The sequence below is a fragment of the Myxococcus llanfairpwllgwyngyllgogerychwyrndrobwllllantysiliogogogochensis genome, assembly GCF_006636215.1.
Lineage (GTDB): Bacteria > Myxococcota > Myxococcia > Myxococcales > Myxococcaceae > Myxococcus > Myxococcus llanfairpwllgwyngyllgogerychwyrndrobwllllantysiliogogogochensis.
Window position 1 is genome coordinate 1 of sequence record NZ_VIFM01000256.1, and the last position, 15774, is coordinate 15774.

16 protein-coding genes are annotated in these 15774 nt (G+C 69.8%); 10 read left to right on the forward strand and 6 right to left on the reverse strand.

Features of this window, described 5'->3' with window-relative positions:
- The first annotated feature begins 133 nt into the window (after positions 1 to 133).
- The 3 genes from FJV41_RS39475 to FJV41_RS39480 all read left to right on the forward strand — a co-directional run bounded on the left by FJV41_RS39475 (position 134) and on the right by FJV41_RS39480 (position 2681).
- Positions 134 to 1456: a Kelch repeat-containing protein gene (locus FJV41_RS39475; RefSeq protein ID WP_246137705.1), complete on the forward strand. Its 1323-nt coding sequence runs from the start codon at positions 134 to 136 to the stop codon at positions 1454 to 1456.
- A 214-nt stretch (positions 1457 to 1670) separates the two neighbouring features.
- Entirely contained in the window at positions 1671 to 1793 is a 123-nt protein-coding gene (locus tag FJV41_RS54760) for a hypothetical protein (protein WP_281291579.1), read from the forward strand.
- A gap of 132 nt (positions 1794 to 1925) precedes the next feature.
- Positions 1926 to 2681: a hypothetical protein gene (locus FJV41_RS39480; RefSeq protein WP_246137706.1), complete on the forward strand. Its 756-nt coding sequence runs from the start codon at positions 1926 to 1928 to the stop codon at positions 2679 to 2681.
- A 15-nt stretch (positions 2682 to 2696) separates the two neighbouring features.
- On the opposite strand, the gene FJV41_RS54205 is transcribed toward FJV41_RS39480, so the two are convergent.
- The 4 genes from FJV41_RS54205 to FJV41_RS39500 all read right to left on the reverse strand — a co-directional run bounded on the left by FJV41_RS54205 (position 2697) and on the right by FJV41_RS39500 (position 6170).
- Positions 2697 to 4478, reverse strand: a complete 1782-nt coding sequence (locus tag FJV41_RS54205; protein WP_246137707.1) for a CBS domain-containing protein — start codon at positions 4476 to 4478, stop codon at positions 2697 to 2699.
- A gap of 88 nt (positions 4479 to 4566) precedes the next feature.
- Positions 4567 to 4740, reverse strand: coding sequence for a hypothetical protein (locus tag FJV41_RS52690; protein ID WP_174456191.1), 174 nt, complete (start codon positions 4738 to 4740; stop codon positions 4567 to 4569).
- Positions 4741 to 5058: 318 nt separating this feature from the next.
- Complete coding sequence (locus FJV41_RS39495) at positions 5059 to 5742, reverse strand: hypothetical protein (RefSeq protein ID WP_141647784.1); 684 nt, start codon at positions 5740 to 5742, stop codon at positions 5059 to 5061.
- A 137-nt stretch (positions 5743 to 5879) separates the two neighbouring features.
- Positions 5880 to 6170 (reverse strand): hypothetical protein, encoded by a 291-nt coding sequence (locus FJV41_RS39500; protein WP_141647785.1) that lies wholly within the window; start codon positions 6168 to 6170, stop codon positions 5880 to 5882.
- 136 nt (positions 6171 to 6306) lie between these two features.
- Here FJV41_RS39500 and FJV41_RS39505 point away from each other — a divergent pair, with 136 nt between their 5' ends.
- Together FJV41_RS39505 and FJV41_RS39510 are read left to right on the forward strand one after the other, a co-directional pair.
- The gene (locus tag FJV41_RS39505) at positions 6307 to 7260 is read left to right on the forward strand and encodes a TFIIB-type zinc ribbon-containing protein (protein ID WP_174464282.1); all 954 of its coding nucleotides are present in this window, start codon (positions 6307 to 6309) and stop codon (positions 7258 to 7260) included.
- Entirely contained in the window at positions 7257 to 8231 is a 975-nt protein-coding gene (locus tag FJV41_RS39510; protein ID WP_141647786.1) for a TFIIB-type zinc ribbon-containing protein, read from the forward strand. The genes FJV41_RS39505 and FJV41_RS39510 overlap by 4 nt, the downstream gene beginning before the upstream one ends.
- 123 nt (positions 8232 to 8354) lie before the next feature.
- Here FJV41_RS39510 and FJV41_RS39515 read toward each other — a convergent pair whose 3' ends face one another.
- Both FJV41_RS39515 and FJV41_RS39520 read right to left on the reverse strand, forming a co-directional pair.
- Positions 8355 to 9755 carry a serine/threonine-protein kinase gene (locus tag FJV41_RS39515; RefSeq protein WP_141647787.1) on the reverse strand — a complete coding sequence of 467 codons (1401 nt, stop codon included), beginning with the start codon at positions 9753 to 9755 and terminating at the stop codon, positions 8355 to 8357.
- Between the two features lie 142 nt (positions 9756 to 9897).
- Positions 9898 to 11076 (reverse strand): serine/threonine-protein kinase, encoded by a 1179-nt coding sequence (locus FJV41_RS39520; protein WP_141647788.1) that lies wholly within the window; start codon positions 11074 to 11076, stop codon positions 9898 to 9900.
- A 231-nt stretch (positions 11077 to 11307) separates the two neighbouring features.
- On the opposite strand from FJV41_RS39520, the gene FJV41_RS39525 reads away from it, so the two are divergent.
- The 5 genes from FJV41_RS39525 to FJV41_RS39545 form a co-directional block, all read left to right on the forward strand.
- Positions 11308 to 11679, forward strand: a complete 372-nt coding sequence (locus FJV41_RS39525) for a helix-turn-helix transcriptional regulator (RefSeq protein WP_141647789.1) — start codon at positions 11308 to 11310, stop codon at positions 11677 to 11679.
- Positions 11680 to 11737: 58 nt separating this feature from the next.
- Entirely contained in the window at positions 11738 to 12175 is a 438-nt protein-coding gene (locus FJV41_RS39530) for a helix-turn-helix domain-containing protein (RefSeq protein WP_141647790.1), read from the forward strand.
- 147 nt (positions 12176 to 12322) lie between these two features.
- On the forward strand, positions 12323 to 12700 hold the full coding sequence (locus tag FJV41_RS39535) for a response regulator (RefSeq protein WP_141647791.1): 378 nt from the start codon (positions 12323 to 12325) through the stop codon (positions 12698 to 12700).
- The gene (locus tag FJV41_RS54765) at positions 12697 to 15252 is read left to right on the forward strand and encodes a response regulator (RefSeq protein WP_141647792.1); all 2556 of its coding nucleotides are present in this window, start codon (positions 12697 to 12699) and stop codon (positions 15250 to 15252) included. The genes FJV41_RS39535 and FJV41_RS54765 overlap by 4 nt, the downstream gene beginning before the upstream one ends.
- A partial coding sequence (locus tag FJV41_RS39545) for a response regulator (protein WP_141647793.1) occupies positions 15249 to 15774 on the forward strand: 526 nt, incomplete at its 3' end. The genes FJV41_RS54765 and FJV41_RS39545, both read left to right, overlap by 4 nt.

The window sequence follows — 15774 nt, forward strand, 5'->3', positions numbered from 1 at the left end:
GGCTGTGGGTGGGTGGAGCGGTGGGCCTGGGCGTGGCGACGGGGATGTACTTGCTGGGGGCACCGGAGCCGGGCCCGCTGGCGCTGACGGTGGGGACGGATGGCACGTCCGCCTTCGTTACCGGGAGGTGGCCGTGAGGTCGCTGGTGCGCATCATGATGGCGGTGCTGGTGGCGGCGGGGTTGCTTGGCATCGCGTCGTGCATCGACGTGGATGGCGCGACGAACAAGTGGTGCCGGGAGAACCCGGGGATCTGCGACGACGACGCGGGCGATGCGGGTGACGCGGGTGATGCCGGTGACGCGGGTGATGCCGGTGACGCGGGTGATGCCGGTGACGCGGGTGATGCCGGTGACGCGGGCGATGCAGGTGACGCGGGTGATGCTGGTGACGCAGGCGATGCTGGAGGCCCCAGGCCGACGGGCTGGTCGTCTCTTCAGTCCCTCCCGGTGTCTCGCTCCGGTCATACCGCGACGCTGCTGGAAGGTGGCGGTGTGTTGGTGGTGGGTGGGCGCGTGGCAGCTGACTCGACCACCGACACGGCGGGGCTGTATGAGCCGTCCACCGGCGCATGGACTGTGGTGGGCCCTCTGACGACGCCTCGCATGGACCACACCGCGACCCTGCTTTCGGATGACAGGGTCTTGGTGGTGGGTGGAAGCCAAGCCCCTGGTAACGATTTGGCCAGTGCCGAAATCTACGATCCGAGCACCAAGACCTGGTCGTCCGCGGGGACGATACCCACGGGCAAACGCTCGGCGCATGCCGCTGTCTTGCTGCCCTCGGGCCAGGTCCTGGTGGTCGGAGGGGGAGAGAACGCGGGTGGCGGACTGCTCACCACGGCGCTCTACACCCCGACGGCCGGCGCAGCGGGAACCTGGGTGGATGCGGGGACGCTGGCGGTCGGCCGTAACACGCTGACCGTGAGCCTGGTGAATGGGGTCGCTCTGGCGGTCGGCGGCTACAACAATGTCGGGGCCGAGAATTCCACCGAGACCTACCTCCCGGATGGAGGATGGCAGCCCATCCAGCGGTCGGTACTGGGCGTCGGACGACAGGGACACACGGCGACCTTGCTGACGTCAGGAAAGCTGTTGGTCGCTGGCTCCAAGGTCGGCAACACCGCGGTGCTCTTCGACCCAACTCAGAGCACGTGGTCCAGCGCGAGCAGCATGTCGGTGCCACGCTTTGGCCACACGGCCACGCCCCTGGCTGGGGACAAGGTGTTGGTCACCGGGGGATTTTCCAACGCGCCCGAGACCGCGGCTCACGACACGGCGGAGTTGTTCATCCTGGACAGTCCGGCGGGACGCTGGACACAGGCCGGAAGCATGTCGACCTCTCGGGTGGGCCATACCGCTACGCGCTTGAGCACGGGAGAGGTGCTGGTGATTGGCGGCATGGACATCAAGGGCGGTGGAAATCTGCTCAACACCGTCCAGCTCTACACCCCGTGAGGTCCCACCGGGCCCGCCGCCACCATCGCGGCGGGCCTGCTGGTACGAGGATGGTCATCCTCATCCCCGAGCGCTCTCTCCGAAGCCATCCGTGGACCGGACGAGCTCGCGCCACGCGGTGCCTCGGACGCCGTGAGACTCGCGAGGCCTGCCCGGCATCCGGTTCGCGCGCGGCCAGTACTCCCGCTGGGAGTTCGAGCGGGACGGTGAGGAGGTGCTCATTGCGGCGGACGGACGGCTGTCGCTGAATGACCAGGGATTGATGGTGGACGCGGCGCTGGCGGGAGAGGGGCTCGCGTATGTCTTTGAGGCGCAGGCCTGGAGCAGTGGCGACTGATGATGCGCGTGCTGGAGGACGGGTGTCCCCTCCGTGGGGTTCTTCCTGTACTCCCCGAGTCGGCGTCAGCTGCATCGACTTCCTCCAGGCGCCGGCTTGAGCATGGGCGCGGGCGTGACTGAAGATGGAGGGATGTCGAGCGACTTCAAGCGGCTTCTGGACAAGGCCTGGGCGTGGTTGGGTCCGCTGCCCGAAGAGGAGTTGCCGCCGTGGTCAGAGAGCATTGTCCGCCAGGTGGACCTGAAGGGATCGATGTCGAGCGACTTCAAGCAGGGACAGTCGGAGCTCTTCACGGGGTTGCTGCCTCGCCCCGAAGGGACGCCGTGGACGAAGTACACGACGGTGCCGGTGAACCTGAACGGCGTGCTGCCGACCGAGTTCAAGCTGCGTCTGGCGGAGACCATCGCGTGGTGCCTGCCTCGCGCCCAGGCGGCTCGGGCGGGGGACACGACGCGCACGGCGGAGCTGATGCCGCCGGTCTGCGGCCATGATGGAGACACCTTTCTGGACCTGGTGCTCAAGACTCCGGATGTCCCCAGGGAGGCCGTGGGCTTCATCACCGAGAGACGTCGTGAGGCACTGGCGCGGATGAACATGCCGCTGCCTCCGCTCGGAGATCTCGCCGGTGGATGGGTGTTCGCGACGGACTTCAACACCGACATCTGTGGCGCCGCGACGGCACCCTCGAATGGCTTCCTGGATGACTACGACGTTCCTGGCTGGGACACGTGGTTCGCGCACCAGGAAACAGGAGAGATGGGCGGCATCATCTACGGCTGGGTGCCGCCTGCCTTGCTCACGCTGGCTGAGAAGGGGTTCTACGTCATTCCCGTCACGAGCGCGTGGTGGCTCAGGGATGAGGACCTGCGTCGCCTCATGGCTTCATGACGAGGCGAGCGGAGGTCATCGCAGCCGGGACCAGAAGGAGCGCCGCGAGGAGATGCGCTCCAGTGCGCGTTGAAGCTCCTCGTCGGCGTCGGCGTGTTTCGCGATGTCACCCATGGTGACGATGCCGATGAGGCGGTCATCGCGTTCGACGACGGGGACACGGCGAATCTGTTCGCGGGCCATGATGTCGACCAGGGTGTGAAGCGTCTCGTCGGGTGTAGCGGCCGGGACGTCGTCGGTCATCACATCCGAGGCGCGCAGTTGCTCGGGGGGCTGTCCACCCGAGAAGGCCTGGATGGCGATGTCCCTGTCGGTGACGATGCCTTCGAGACGGCCGTGCTCGTTGACGATGGGGATGACGCCACAGTCCTCTTCCTTCATCAGTCGAGCGACCTCGCGCAGCGAGCTGTCACGTCGCGCGGTGCGCACGTTGCGAGTCATCACCTCGCGAGCGGTCAACGGCTCGCGTTGCCACCTCCTTCGCTCGGCCTCGGCCAGAGGTGACGCTCGGAAGTCCTGGCTGCGGTCCTCGCGAATGTGGTCGGCGGCACGCGTGCGCTCTTCACGCTGTCGCTCGTCCTGACGCGAACGCTCATCGGACGGAGCCCTCCGTGGACGGGCTTCGAAGTTGAACTCCTCACCCGGCGAGACTTCCCTCCGCGAGCGCACCTCGGGACCGACAGTCTCCTCGCGTGACGGAGTGCTTCCGCGCGAACGAGCCTCGAAGTTGAACTCCTCACCCGGCGAGACTTCCCTCCGCGAGCGCACCTCGGGAGCGACAGGCTCCTCGCGTGATGGAGTGCTTCCGCGCGAACGAGCATCGAAGCTGAACTCCTCGCCCGGCGAGACTTCCCTCCGCGAGCGAACCTCGGGAGCGGCAGTCTCCTTGCGTGACGGAGTGCTTCCGCGCGAGCGAGCCTCGAAGTTGAACTCCTCGCCCTGAGAGACTTCCCTCCGCGAGCGCACCTCGGGAGCGGCAGTCTCCTCGCGTGACGGAGTGCTTCTGCGCGAGCGAGCCTCGAAGCGGAAATCCTGGTCCGGTGTCACATCCCTCGACGAATAGTCCTCGGGCGGGCTGAACTCCCGCTGCGTTCGCGACTCCCTTCGCGGGCGGTCCTCGAAGCCACCGCGCTCCCGACGTGCCTGTTCCTCCCGCCACGCGCGGTCCTCGCCGCTCTCCACCAGCGGCTCCCTACCCGAGCGCTCGCTCAACTCCCTCCGGGAGCGAGCCTCACGCCGGGCCCGGTCCTCATCATCCCACGCCTGTCCGCCGTACCCGGTGCGGTCCCACGCGCGGTACTCCGCGGGCTGGGGCGCCAGCTCCCGGTCGTGTTCCCCCATCCGCGGCCGTGGTCCGATGCCCGTGGCATAGCGGTCGTCGCGGTCATCGCGCCCGTACGGCCCACCCCGCACCCCGCCACTCGCCCAGGCCGCGCCACCCCGGTCCTCCACATCGGTCCGAGGCTGCGCCATGCGCTGCGAGGCGCCCCGGTAGAAGCGTCCCTCGCGCACGGAGGGCGACTCGTCCCGCGCCGGGTTCCAGCCCGACACATCCGACTCGCCCCGCTCCCGCGAGCCAGGAGGCGCCGCATCGGCTGCCCGAGCCGGCTCCGTCCCCAGTCCAGGCCGAGAAGGCCCCAGCGTCTCACCCTTGCCGTTGTCCAAGCTTCGATGCGCCATGCCGCGAAGGCTGGAGACGCCCCCGGTCCCCACCAACCAACCCAGGTGCCCCAAGGGCGAGGACTGTTCGCTCCCTGGCAGCCCCGCCGCCGCGAGCGCCCACGAGCGAACATCCACCCGCCTCGAACCCGACACCCCGCAACGAAAAACGCGTGCCCTCGAATGAGGACACGCGCCGGTACAGCGACACGAAGGGCGACCGCTCTCAGCAGCAGGGGTCGTTCTTCTCCTCGCAACAGGCCTGCGTGGTGGAGACCTGGGGCGCCGTGCTCTGCGTCTCGGTGGAGGACGTGGACGTCGCCGCTCCATCGCCTCCGTGGATGCGAGCGAGGTCCTTCACGAACAGCTCCTTCAGGGTCTTCACCTTGTGGCTCTTCATGATGCATCTCCCGTCGAGGTGTGAAGCCGGCCGCCGAAACCGGCCGGCGACGTCAGCCTAGGTCTCGCCACGGAGCGCGGGAAGTGTCTCGTGTTTCACGCTGCACCGTGTCTCAGCGCCCACGCGGAGACACTGAAATGTTCCAGCTCACCAGTGCATGACACAGCGCGACGCGCGCGCATTGTCACACCCGAAGGCGCCTCGCGTCATCGCTCGACGGCCCTCCCGGGCTCCGGACGAGCACACGCCCCAGCCCCTCGGGCCCGCGCGCGTCCTGAAAGTCAGACGGCCCGGAGCATGTCTGTCTTCACGACGGCGTCAGTGGACCGCCCAGCGCTCGGCGATCTCCTCACAGGCGAGCACCACGTCCGTGAGCCGGCGGATGTGCGCTCGAGGCGCGGTGAAGATGGTGCCCGCGAACACATCCACCACCTGCACCATGCGGTGGTCCGACGGACCCAGCTGGCACAGGTGCTGCTCCGCGAAGCGCTGCAACATCGTCCCGATGTACTGCCCCGAGCGCTCATCCAGCGGGTGGTGCTTGGAGAAGTAGAGCTTCATCAACCCCACGCGCGGGTTGCCGTGGCGGTCCATGCGCTGGAGGATGACCTCGGGGCGCACGCTGATGGTGACGCCCGCCATCTCCAGGACAGGCGGCTCGGCGCCCACGGCGCTGACGATGGTGTCCTCCAGACCGAGCCACGGCACCACGTCCGCGAAGCGCTCCAGCGCCTCGGAACAGAGGTGGAGCCGCTGCGCCTCGAACTCCGACTGCGGCACGCTGCAAGCGAAGCGGCGCTGGTGGTCGCGGAGGATGGCGGGGTCCAAATCACGACAGAGGAAGTCGGTAATCGCGTGAGACGCCTCGGGATAGCGCAGGTACTGCTGCTCGGGTGGATGCTTCTGGTCGTAGATGATGCGCTTGCGACGAGCGGGGGTCGCGATGAGGTACTCACCCAGCTTGTTCACGGACACACGCGGCAGCTCACGGACTTCCGCCATGGAGTTCCTCCCCCTGGATGCTGGCGAATGAGCACACAGTACAGAGGGGGGCTGACATTCCGTTGCTGGCGTGAGTGATTGAAAACAGGGGCCTCACCGCGCACGTAGGGCCGTCGCGGTGAGGGCTGGCCCAGACGTCAGTCCTTCTCTTCCTCCAGGCTGCCGGGGAAGGCGGTCCAGTAGAGGTCGGGGAGCGGGTTGGTGCCGGCGTCGCTGCGAGGGCCGTCACCGTCCGGGATGTCGTCGAGGATGGCGCCCGGGGTCCTCTCGGTCGGGTCCATGGGTTGGGCGCGCCGGTCCTTGTCCGGAGTGTCGCGGTCAGGCGCCGAGTCCTCCCCTGGCGCGTCCTGGTGGCGGGTCCCGGTGGGGCGCCCGTAGTAGTCCTCGGCGGGTTGGGGAGCGGGCTGTCGTCGCTTGTCCTGCGCCATGGTGGAATCCTCCGCCTGGATACGGTCGTGACGGGGAATGCGTACCGCAACCCGGCTATCGTTCCGGGCCGGAGTCCGGGGGGCAGGCGAGCAGGCGCGAGGAGCGCGCTCCCCTTGAAGGAAGAGGAGGGTGCCGATGCCCGAGAGGCGTGACGAGCCGACCGCGACGTTGACGGAGCCTCGGCTCCACCTGGGGTGCCAGTCCTGTGGGGCCCTGTTGGTGTTGGAGCCGTCGCTGCGCACCACGCGGTGTCCCTACTGCGCGGCGCCGTCCGTGGTGGAGCGGCCGCCGCGGCCCGGGGTGCCGGAGCCCGCCTTCGCGCTTGGCTTCGCGCTGACGCACGCGGCGGCGCGGGAGAAGGTGTCCCGGTGGTTGCGCTCGCGCAGTCGCTTCACCCGCAACGGCATCCGGAGCGCGGAGCCGGGGGACGTGCATGGCCTCTACGTGCCCGCGTTCCTCTACAGCGCGCTGGCGAAGTCGAGCTTCCAGGCGACCATCGGCGAGCACTACCAGGAGCGGGAGAGCTACACGACGACGGAGAACGGGAAGACGGTGACGCGCACGCGCACGGTGACGCGCACCGAGTGGCGGCCCTTGCAGGGTGAGCTGGAGGGCTACGTGGCGGACGTGCTCGTCACGGCATCGAATGGCTTGCGCAACGAGGAGCTGGAGGCGCTGGAGCCCTTCGACTTTCGCGCGCTGGCCCGCTACACGCCGGCGCTCGTGTCCGGGTGGGTGGCGGAGGAGCCCTCGCTGACGAGGGACGCTTGTCTGGAGGGCGCGCGCCAGGAGGTGGGCGAGCTGATGTTGAACAGGCTCGGGGCGCTGATGCCGGGGGACACGCACCGGGATGTGAGCCACGACACGCGGTTGGATTGGGAGTCGCTGGACGTGTGTCTGTTGCCCGTCTGGGTGTTGCCCGTGCGCTACGCGGAAGGGGAGGAGCCCCTGCGAGTGCTCGTGAACGGGCAGACGGGGGAGGTGCATGGGAAGGCGCCTCTCTCGACGTGGAAGGTATTGGCCGCGGTGCTGGTGGGAATCCTGCTGGTGTTGGGGGTCGTGCTGTACGTGGGGGGAGGCGTCGGATGAGCGAGGCCGCGAGGGTGGCAGCGTGTGAGCGATGCGCGTGCGAGCTGGAGGCGGAGGACCTGCGCTGTCCCATCTGTGGACTGGCGACGCCGCCTCCGGAGCGAGCGGTGGCGACGCGCGAGCGGGCGCGGGTGGTGCGCTGCGAGAGCTGTGGGGCCGCGGTGGAGTACTCCGTGGAGGCGCGGGCGCCACGGTGTGCCTACTGCGGCGCGGTGACGCATGTGGAGATGACGGTGGACCCGGTGGACCAGGCGCAAGGGTGGTTGCCCTTCACCGTGGACCCGAAGGCCGCGAGCGAGGCGCTGGGGCGCTTCCTGGGGCACAAGGCGTTCTTCCGGCCGTCGGGCCTGGCGAAGGAGGCGTCGCTGGAGTCGATGCGTCCGCTGTGGTGGCCGGCGTGGGTGTTCCAGGCGGGTGTGGCGGTGAGCTGGACGGCGGACTCGGACGCGGGGGCGCGGCGCTCGGATTGGGCACCGCATGCGGGACGTACGCGCCTGGATTTCACCAACATCCTGGTGCCGGCGTCGCGAGGGCTGAAGGTGAGCGAGTGCGACACGCTGACGCCGCGCTATCGGTTCGAGCTGGCGGAGAACGAGGGGCGCGGGCCGGAGGAGGCCAGCGTCGAGCGCTTCGAGGCGACTCGCTCGGGAGCGCGAAAGACGGTGCTGGCGGCGGTGGAGCGGCTCGCGAGGGAGCATGTCCAGGAGAGCGGAGACATCCCCGGGAGCCGCTTCCGGAATGTCCATGTGGCGGTGGCGCTCTCCAGTCTGCGCACCACGCGGTGGGCGCTGCCTGTGTATGTGCTGGCCTATCGCTATCGCGGCAATCCGTACCGGGTGCTGGTGCACGGACAGGATGCGGAGCTCGTGTTCGGAGAGACGCCCCTCTCCAAATGGCGCGTGCTGGGTGTCGTAGTGGCGTTCCTCGCCTTTATGGCGGCGCTGCTGTTCTTCACGGGAGGGCTGTCTTAGCGGGTGAACGGGCTGGACCTCGGAGGTCCAGCTGACGTGTCACCTGTGGAGCGGAGCGCGAGGGCTCACTGCTCGGAAGAGTCGTCGCGCGAGGATGCGTCGGAAGTGCCCTCGCGCGAGGGCTCACTGCTCGGAACTGTCGTCGTCGCGCGAGGCATCGTCGGAACTGTCGTCATCGCGCGAGGCGAGGTCCGAGCTGCCTTCCTCGTGCGAAGAGTCATCGGTCATGTCGTCCGTGCGTGAGTCCCGCCGCCCGTCCGCCTCCTCCGCGAACGAGCGAGTCACGCCCCGAAGCCCCGGCACGCCGAACACCCGCGCCGCCTCCTCCGCCAGCGCTCCAGCGGCATCGACCTCCTCGGGCCCGGAGGGCGGCACCGAAGCCGCCACACCCGGCTCCAGTGACACGGACGCCTCCTCCGCCGTCAGGTCCTCCGGATGCAGGCCGCCCTCGAGCAGCTCCGCCTGATTGCGCCGGCTCGTCGCCTCCATCGCCACGCGGGCCACCTCCTCGGCCGTCGCGTGCCGCCCCTGCCCCGGCGCATGGATGCTCAGCCACCCACGCAGCACCCCGCCCATCTCATCCGCCGTCTGGAACCGCTCCGCAGGCTCCCTGCGCAGCGCGCGCAGCACCACCGCCGCCAGTCCCTCCGGCACATCGTCCACGAGCCGCGCCACCTGCTCCGGCTCCAGGCTCTGCATCCGCGCGGCCACTTCCTCCACCGGCATCCACGTGGGGCCCTGCGCCTCCAACTCGAGCCCTTCGGGCAGCGGCGGAGGCGCCGTGTCCTCCACCGCCAGCGGGTGCCGCCCCGTGAGCAGCTCCAGCAACACCAACCCCAGCGAGAAGATGTCCGAACGGGCATCCACCGGCGCCCGCACCAGGGCCTCCGGTGACGCATACGCGATGTCGCCCTTCACCAGGGGACGGCTCGTCTCCTCGCGTCCCTCCAGTCGAGACGCGGCCACGGTGAAGTTCGTCAGCTTCACATCCCCATGGGTCCCCACGCGGATGTTCCGCGGGCTCACATCGCGATGGACGATGCCCAGCGGCCGGTTCCAGTCATCCACCGCGCCATGCGCGTGGTGGAGCGCGTCCGCCACCTCCGCCACCACGAACGCGGCCAGCGGCGCCGACACCGGCCTGCGCCGCATCGCCGTCAGGTTCAGCAGCGTGTCCAGCGAGCGCCCCTCCACGTACTCCATGACGACGTGGGGCGCCCCCCGGTACAGCTTCATCTGGTGCACCTGCGCGATGTTGGGGTGCTTGAAGCGGAACGTCAGGCTCACCTCCTCCACCAGCCGGCGCCGCTCCACGAAGGTGGCCGGGCTGCGCAGCCGCTTCACCACCACGAGCCCGCTCTGCCCGCCCCGGTAGCGGCGGCGGGCCAGCATCAGCAGCTCTCCGGTGGAGCGGACCTCCAGCTTGCGGACGAACTCGAACACCGTGCCGCCCACGTTGAACAGCACCCGGGGCCGGCGCGGTCCTCCGGGAAGATCCTCCGTCGTCGTGTCGGGCGTCGTCATGGCCTGCCTTTGAACCTGGGAAGTGGTGGGACTGCTACAGGATGCCTGAGGTAACACGAAAGGCAACCCATGTGGAATGTCAGAGGTTGACTGACAGTTGATAGACCTCTGGAGTTGGATACCGAAGAGGCGGGGGAGCGCCTCAGTCGTCCCGCTTGCGCCAGGGCCGCAGCGCGCCGCTCAGGACGTGCATCCGCCTGCGCAGCCAGGACCGCCAGGAGACGGACGTCGGGGCCGCGGGCTCCGTGGGAGGTGTTCCCGGAGGACCCGAGTCCGAGCCCGCCCCGGCCCTGTCCTCCCGGCGCATCCACTGGCGAAACTCCCGCGCCTCCTCGTCTCCGTCGAAGAGCGCCTCGTCCTCCTCGGTGACGGCCTCGTGGGGAGGGCGGGGAGGAAACAGCGGCTCGTCCCAGGAGCTGTCCGCCTGCTCCAGCGCCGCGCTCAGCGCCCCACACAGCTCCGCGCCCGTGGGGTAGCGGCCCGCGCCGTACTTGCTCAACAGGCGCAGCACGATGGCATCCAGCACCGGAGGGGCGCGCGGGTTGAGGACGGAGGGCGGCTTGAGTTCGGCGGACTCGATGCTGGCCAGCAGCGCGGAGGGCGGCAGGTGGGCGCGGTAGGGGAAGACGCCCGTCAGCACCTCATGGAAGACCAGGCCCAGGGAGTACAGGTCATCGGTGGGCACGAAGCGATAGCGCGAGCCCGGGATGCGAGGCCCCAGCCAGAAGCGCAGCGCCTCCGGGCTGCGGTAGCTGGGCGTGCCCGGAGGCAGGCGGTCCTCCGTCAGCGACGGCGCGCACGCATGGTCCCCCGAGCCGAAGTCCACCAGCACCGGCTGGCCATCCGAGGCGCGGACGATGATGTTGCTTCCCTTGAGGTCGCGGTGGACGACGCCCGCGCGGTGGATGGCGTCCAGCGTGAGGGCCAGCGAGGCGAACACCTCCGTGGCCCGGCGCGGCGTGGCCTGGGGACTGGACGCCCACCGCGACAGGGTGGGGCCCTCCACGTAGTCCATGATGAGGTAGAGGTAGCCGCGGTGCAGGTCCGGCCACCGCAGGTAGCCGAGCAGCTCCACCACGTTGGGATGGTCCAGGTGCATCAGCAGCCGGGCCTCCCGCTGGGTGCGCGCGTCCACCCGGGCCTCGTCGTTCTCGGAGGGGCCCTCCAGCGCGAACTTCAGCGCCACCGTGCCGCGCGTCTGGGTTTCCGCCAGGAAGATGGCCCCATAACCGCCGGTGGCCAGCCTCCGGATGATGCGCAGGGCGCCCAGCTCTTCAAAGGGCTGCAGCAGCAACGGGTGCGTCGATTCGAGGTCGCTCATCGCCCCGTCCTCCCCTGGCTGGATCGACCCGCGTGAGGTGCGCGGAGCGAAGGACCTTCAAGGTTGAGCTCCAGACGGCGGATTCGAAACGGGAGGTGCATGTGTGGCCTATGGATTGGACCTTGGAGGTCATTAGCACGGCGGACGCCTTTTCGGGTAGTCTCCTGCCGTGTGGGGTAGGGTCCGGGACAGGTGACGTGGTAGGGAGACTCGAAGAGAGGCGCGAGGACGATGAACCAGGAACTGGCCATCACCGTGGGCGCGGCGGCGAGGGCGGCGCGGGCCCGGCTGGGGCTCACCCAGGCGGACGTGGCCGAACGGGTGGGCATCGCGATGGAGGTCTACAGCCGCATGGAGCGGGGGCGGGTGCTGCCCAGCGTCACCACGCTGCGGCGGTTGTGTCTGGTATTGCGCATGGACGCGAACGCGCTGCTGGGATTGGCGGAGGGCCTGCCGGTGGCGCCCGGCCCGTCCGTGGCGACGCGCTCCGAGGACCCGCCCGCCCTGCGTCGGCTGGTGAGGGCGCTGCGCGCGTTGGGGCCGGACGAGCTCCGGGCCGTGGTCCAGCTCGTCCACGGCGCGCTGGGGTTGCTGCGCCGCTGAATCCCGGGGGGACGGGAAACTTGCGCCAGGGAGCGGCCGTGCGACGCTCCCGGCCATCATGCGTGAGCCCGTCGACCACAAGCTCGCGGCCATCCTGGGAGGAGCGGCTCGCGTCGCCCGCCTGCGATTGGGCCTGACCCAGAGCGACGTGGCCGAGCGCGTGGGCATGGCCATGGAGGTCTACAGCCGGCTGGAGCGGGGGCGAATGTTGCCCCGTACCCAAACGCTCAAGCGGCTGTGTGACGTCCTCCAGGTCTCCTCGGATACGCTGCTGGGTGTGGGACGGGGCGGTGCCTCGCTCACGCCCGTGGTCTCCCGGAAGCCCGAGCGGGAAGACCCACTGGAGCTGCGCCGGATGACTCGCAAGCTGCGGGAGCTGGAGCCGTCCCAGCTCCGGGCGGTGTCGCGCGTGGTCAACGCCGTCGTCGCGGTGATGCCGCCCGTGGCGCCGGCGAAGCCCGTGCGCGCGGTGCGCCGCCGCAAGGCCACCGGCTAGGCGGCCTGGGGCGCGGGGCTGGGAATGCGGTGGGGCCGGGTGTTGAATCCTGGCCGGGCTGTCATCCGTCAGGGCCTTGGACGGACGTCCAGTCCCCCGCACCTCTCACGTGCGGTACCACCGTCATTCATTCCAGGAGGCCCGCCCGTGACGACGCTGCGCAAGGTGATGCTGGTGGACGATGAGGAGGACATCCGCGCCATCGGCAAGCTGAGTCTGAGCCGGGTGGGGGGCTGGGACACGGTGCTGGCCGCGTCGGGGAACGAGGCGCTGACGAAGGCCGCGGCGGAGCAGCCCGACCTCATCCTGCTGGACGTGATGATGCCCGGCATGGACGGGCCCACCACGTTCAACAAGCTGCGCGAGCAGGACGCGACGTCGCGCACGCCCATCATCTTCATGACGGCGAAGGTGCAGAAGCAGGAGGTGGCCCGCTACCTGGAGCTGGGGGCGGTGGGGGTCATCGGCAAGCCCTTCGACCCGATGACGCTGCCCAAGGAGATTCGCAAGCTGGTGCCGGAATGAGGGGCTCCCGCCTGTCCAAGCGCTCGGTGGCGCTGGCGGTGGGGGCTCTGCTCACGCTGTGCGCCCTGTTCGTGGTGGGCCGCCCGTGGGGGATGGCGGAGAGTGACGGGTATCGCACGCGGCTGCAGCAGCTTCGCCTCGCCAGCGCGGAGCTGGAGCAGGACGTGCTGCGCGCGCGGCTGGGGCTGCCGGAGCTGCATGGCTCGGAGGGCTCCGCCTTCGAGGCGCTGAAGGCTCGCGCCGAGACGCTGCGCGACGTCCCGTCCTTCCTCTCCGAGGAGGAGCGGCGGGTGATGGCGGCCTCGCTGGAGGCGTACCTGCGCGCGCTGGAGGACAACCGGGCGCTGCTCGTCCGCTCGCGGCAGGCGCAGGCGCGAGGGGAGCGGCGCGAAGCGGACGTGGCGGTGCAGGCGCTGTTGGAGCGCTCCGCCAGCGCGCAGGCCGAGCGGCTGGTCACCACGTTCCTCCAACTGCATGAGCGGGCGCAGCTGAGCAACGAGCGCTCGCGTGTCGTCTTCTTCGCGGTGTCGCTGGTGCTGGGCGCGTACGTGGTGGTGGTGCTGGTGCGGCTGTCGCGCGCGTCGGGTGAGCTGGCCACGCTCAACGACGTCCTGGAGAAGCGGGTGGAGGAGCGCGGCCGGGCGCTGCTGCTGGCGGGCGAGGAGCAGCGCACCACGGAGGCGCGCAAGGCGGCCATCCTGGAGGCGGCGCCGGACGGCATCCTGCTGGTGGACGAGGCGGGGCGGCTGTTGGAGTTGAACCCCACCGCGGAGCGCGTCTTCCGGTTGAAGGCGTCAGAAGCGGTGGGGCGGGATTTCCTGGCGCTGGCGCTGCCCGCGTCCCTGCCGGCCGGCAAGCGCGAGGACGTGGCGGCGGCGCTGCGCGAGGCGTCGGGCAACGCCACGCGGTTGGAGTCGCCGTGCCTGCGCGCGGACGGGAGCATGTTCCCCGCGGAGCTGACGCTGGCGCGGGTGCCGGGAGAGGGCCCGGCGCGCTTCACCGCCTTCGTGCGCGACATCACCGAGCGCAAGGAGGTGGAGCGGATGAAGAACGAGTTCGTCTCCACGGTGAGCCACGAGCTGCGCACGCCGCTGACGTCCATCCGGGGCTCGCTGGGGCTGTTGGAGGGCGGCATCGTCGGGGAGATGCCGGAGCAGGCGCTGGACATGGTGCGCATCGCCCGCTCCAACACCGAGCGCCTCATCCGCCTCATCAACGACATCCTGGACCTGGAGAAGATGGAGGCGGGCAAGCTGGAGTTGAAGCTGGCGCCGCTGGAGGGGCTGGAGTTGGTGGAGGCGACGTTCAGCGGCCTGCGCGGCGTGGCGGACGCGGCGGGGGTGTCGCTGCGCGCGGTGGTGGAGGATGCGCCCCGGGTGAAGGGGGACAGGGACAGGCTCATCCAGGTGCTGACGAACCTGGTGTCCAACGCGGTGAAGTTCTCCCCGCGCGGGGCGGAAGTCGCGGTGCACGTGCGGCTGGAGGCGCCAGGCCGGGTGCGCTTCAGCGTCGTGGACCGGGGGCCGGGCATCCCCGAAGTGCAGCGAGGGCAGCTGTTCGCGCGCTTCCATCAGCTCGACGGCTCGGACACTCGCTCCAAGGGCGGTACGGGGCTGGGGCTGGCCATCTCCCAGGCCATCGTGAACCAGCATGGCGGGAGCATCGAGGTGGAGAGCGCGCTCGGCACGGGCTCCACGTTCACCTTCACGCTGGACGCGGCGCGTTCGGTGTCGGGCTCGCACCCGGTGGTGGGCGCGTCGGTGAAGGACTCCTCCCGGTACAACGTGCTGGTGGCCACGGCGGACACGGAGTTGTCCGCGTTGTTGCGTGGGTTGCTGTCGCAAGAGGGTTACCGGGTGGTGCGGGCCGCGAGCCTCGCCGAGGCGGCGAAGGTGCTGGAGGAGACGCCTCCGGACGCGGTGGTGCTGGACACGCAGATGCCGGATGGGCAGGCGCTGGACTGGGTGCGGAGCCTGCGCGAGCAGCCGCGCACGCACGAGCTGCCGGTGCTGGCGGTGTCGGGACGCTCGGCGGAGGGCGAGGGGGTGGGGACGCCGCTGTGGGTGGACTGGATGTCGCAGCCCTTGGAGGAGTCGCGGCTGCTCAGCGCGCTGCGGCACGCGATGCGGCGGCCGGGGCAGGCGCGGGTGCTGGTGGTGGACGACGACGTGGCCACGCGGCGGGTGATTTGCGCGCGGCTGGAGCGGCTGGGGACGGTGCAGGTGTTCGAGGCGGCGGATGGGGAGAGCGCGGTGGCGTTGGCGCGCGAGACGCCGCCGGACCTCATCGTGTTGGACGTGGGGTTGCCGGGGCTGGATGGGTTCGAGGTGGTGGATATCTTGAGACAGGGGCGGGGGCGGGCCACGCCTCTCATCGTCTTCACGGGCAGGGACTTGTCGCGCGCGGACCAGCGGCAGTTGACGCTGGGGATTACGCGGCATCTGAGCAAGGCGCGCTCGTCGGAGGAGGAGCTGGTGGCCTCGGTGCGCGAGCTGCTTCATGAGCTGCTGTCCCACAAGGACGGCGGCCTGGAGAAAAGGGCTGTGTCATGAACGACGCCAAGACGCTCCTGTTCCTCGAGGACGACAAGGACTTGCAGACGCTGGTCTGTGCGTTCCTGCGGGAGAAGGGGTTCCGGGTGGAGTCGGCGCGCACGGCGGCGGAGGCGCGCACGTTGCTTGCGAAGATGCCGGTGGACGCGGCGATTGTGGACGGGTTGTTGCCGGGGGTGACGGGGGCGGACTTCATCCGGGAGCTGCGCAAGACGCAGCCGGACCTGCCGGTGTTGTTCGCCTCGGCGTTCTGGAAGGACTTGAAGAGCCACGAGCTGCTCACGCGGCAGTTGCGGGTGGCGCGCATCATCCACAAGCCCTACCGGCCGGAGGAGCTGTACCTCTGGGTGAATCAGCTCTTCACCAAGGCGTTGCCGCCCGCGCCGCCGGGGCTTCGGGCGTTGGCGGACGTGGACCTGGTGCGCGACGAGCTGGCGGCGAGCCTGGTGGCGTTGAATCAGGAGTACGGCTCGCGGCTGAAGGACAAGGTGGGGGGGCTGGAGGTGCTGCTGGGTGAGGCGC

What these genes read in the sequence shown, in the direction of transcription:
- FJV41_RS39480 (WP_246137706.1), top strand. Translation starts at nt 1,926, where the DNA reads ATGTCGAGCGACTTCAAGCGGCTTCTGGACAAGGCCTGGGCGTGGTTG.
- FJV41_RS52690 (WP_174456191.1), bottom strand. Translation starts at nt 4,740, where the DNA reads ATGAAGAGCCACAAGGTGAAGACCCTGAAGGAGCTGTTCGTGAAGGAC.
- FJV41_RS39495 (WP_141647784.1), bottom strand. Translation starts at nt 5,742, where the DNA reads ATGGCGGAAGTCCGTGAGCTGCCGCGTGTGTCCGTGAACAAGCTGGGT.
- FJV41_RS39500 (WP_141647785.1), bottom strand. Translation starts at nt 6,170, where the DNA reads ATGGCGCAGGACAAGCGACGACAGCCCGCTCCCCAACCCGCCGAGGAC.
- FJV41_RS39505 (WP_174464282.1), top strand. Translation starts at nt 6,307, where the DNA reads ATGCCCGAGAGGCGTGACGAGCCGACCGCGACGTTGACGGAGCCTCGG.
- FJV41_RS39510 (WP_141647786.1), top strand. Translation starts at nt 7,257, where the DNA reads ATGAGCGAGGCCGCGAGGGTGGCAGCGTGTGAGCGATGCGCGTGCGAG.
- FJV41_RS39515 (WP_141647787.1), bottom strand. Translation starts at nt 9,755, where the DNA reads ATGACGACGCCCGACACGACGACGGAGGATCTTCCCGGAGGACCGCGC.
- FJV41_RS39520 (WP_141647788.1), bottom strand. Translation starts at nt 11,076, where the DNA reads ATGAGCGACCTCGAATCGACGCACCCGTTGCTGCTGCAGCCCTTTGAA.
- FJV41_RS39525 (WP_141647789.1), top strand. Translation starts at nt 11,308, where the DNA reads ATGAACCAGGAACTGGCCATCACCGTGGGCGCGGCGGCGAGGGCGGCG.
- FJV41_RS39530 (WP_141647790.1), top strand. Translation starts at nt 11,738, where the DNA reads ATGCGTGAGCCCGTCGACCACAAGCTCGCGGCCATCCTGGGAGGAGCG.
- FJV41_RS54765 (WP_141647792.1), top strand. Translation starts at nt 12,697, where the DNA reads ATGAGGGGCTCCCGCCTGTCCAAGCGCTCGGTGGCGCTGGCGGTGGGG.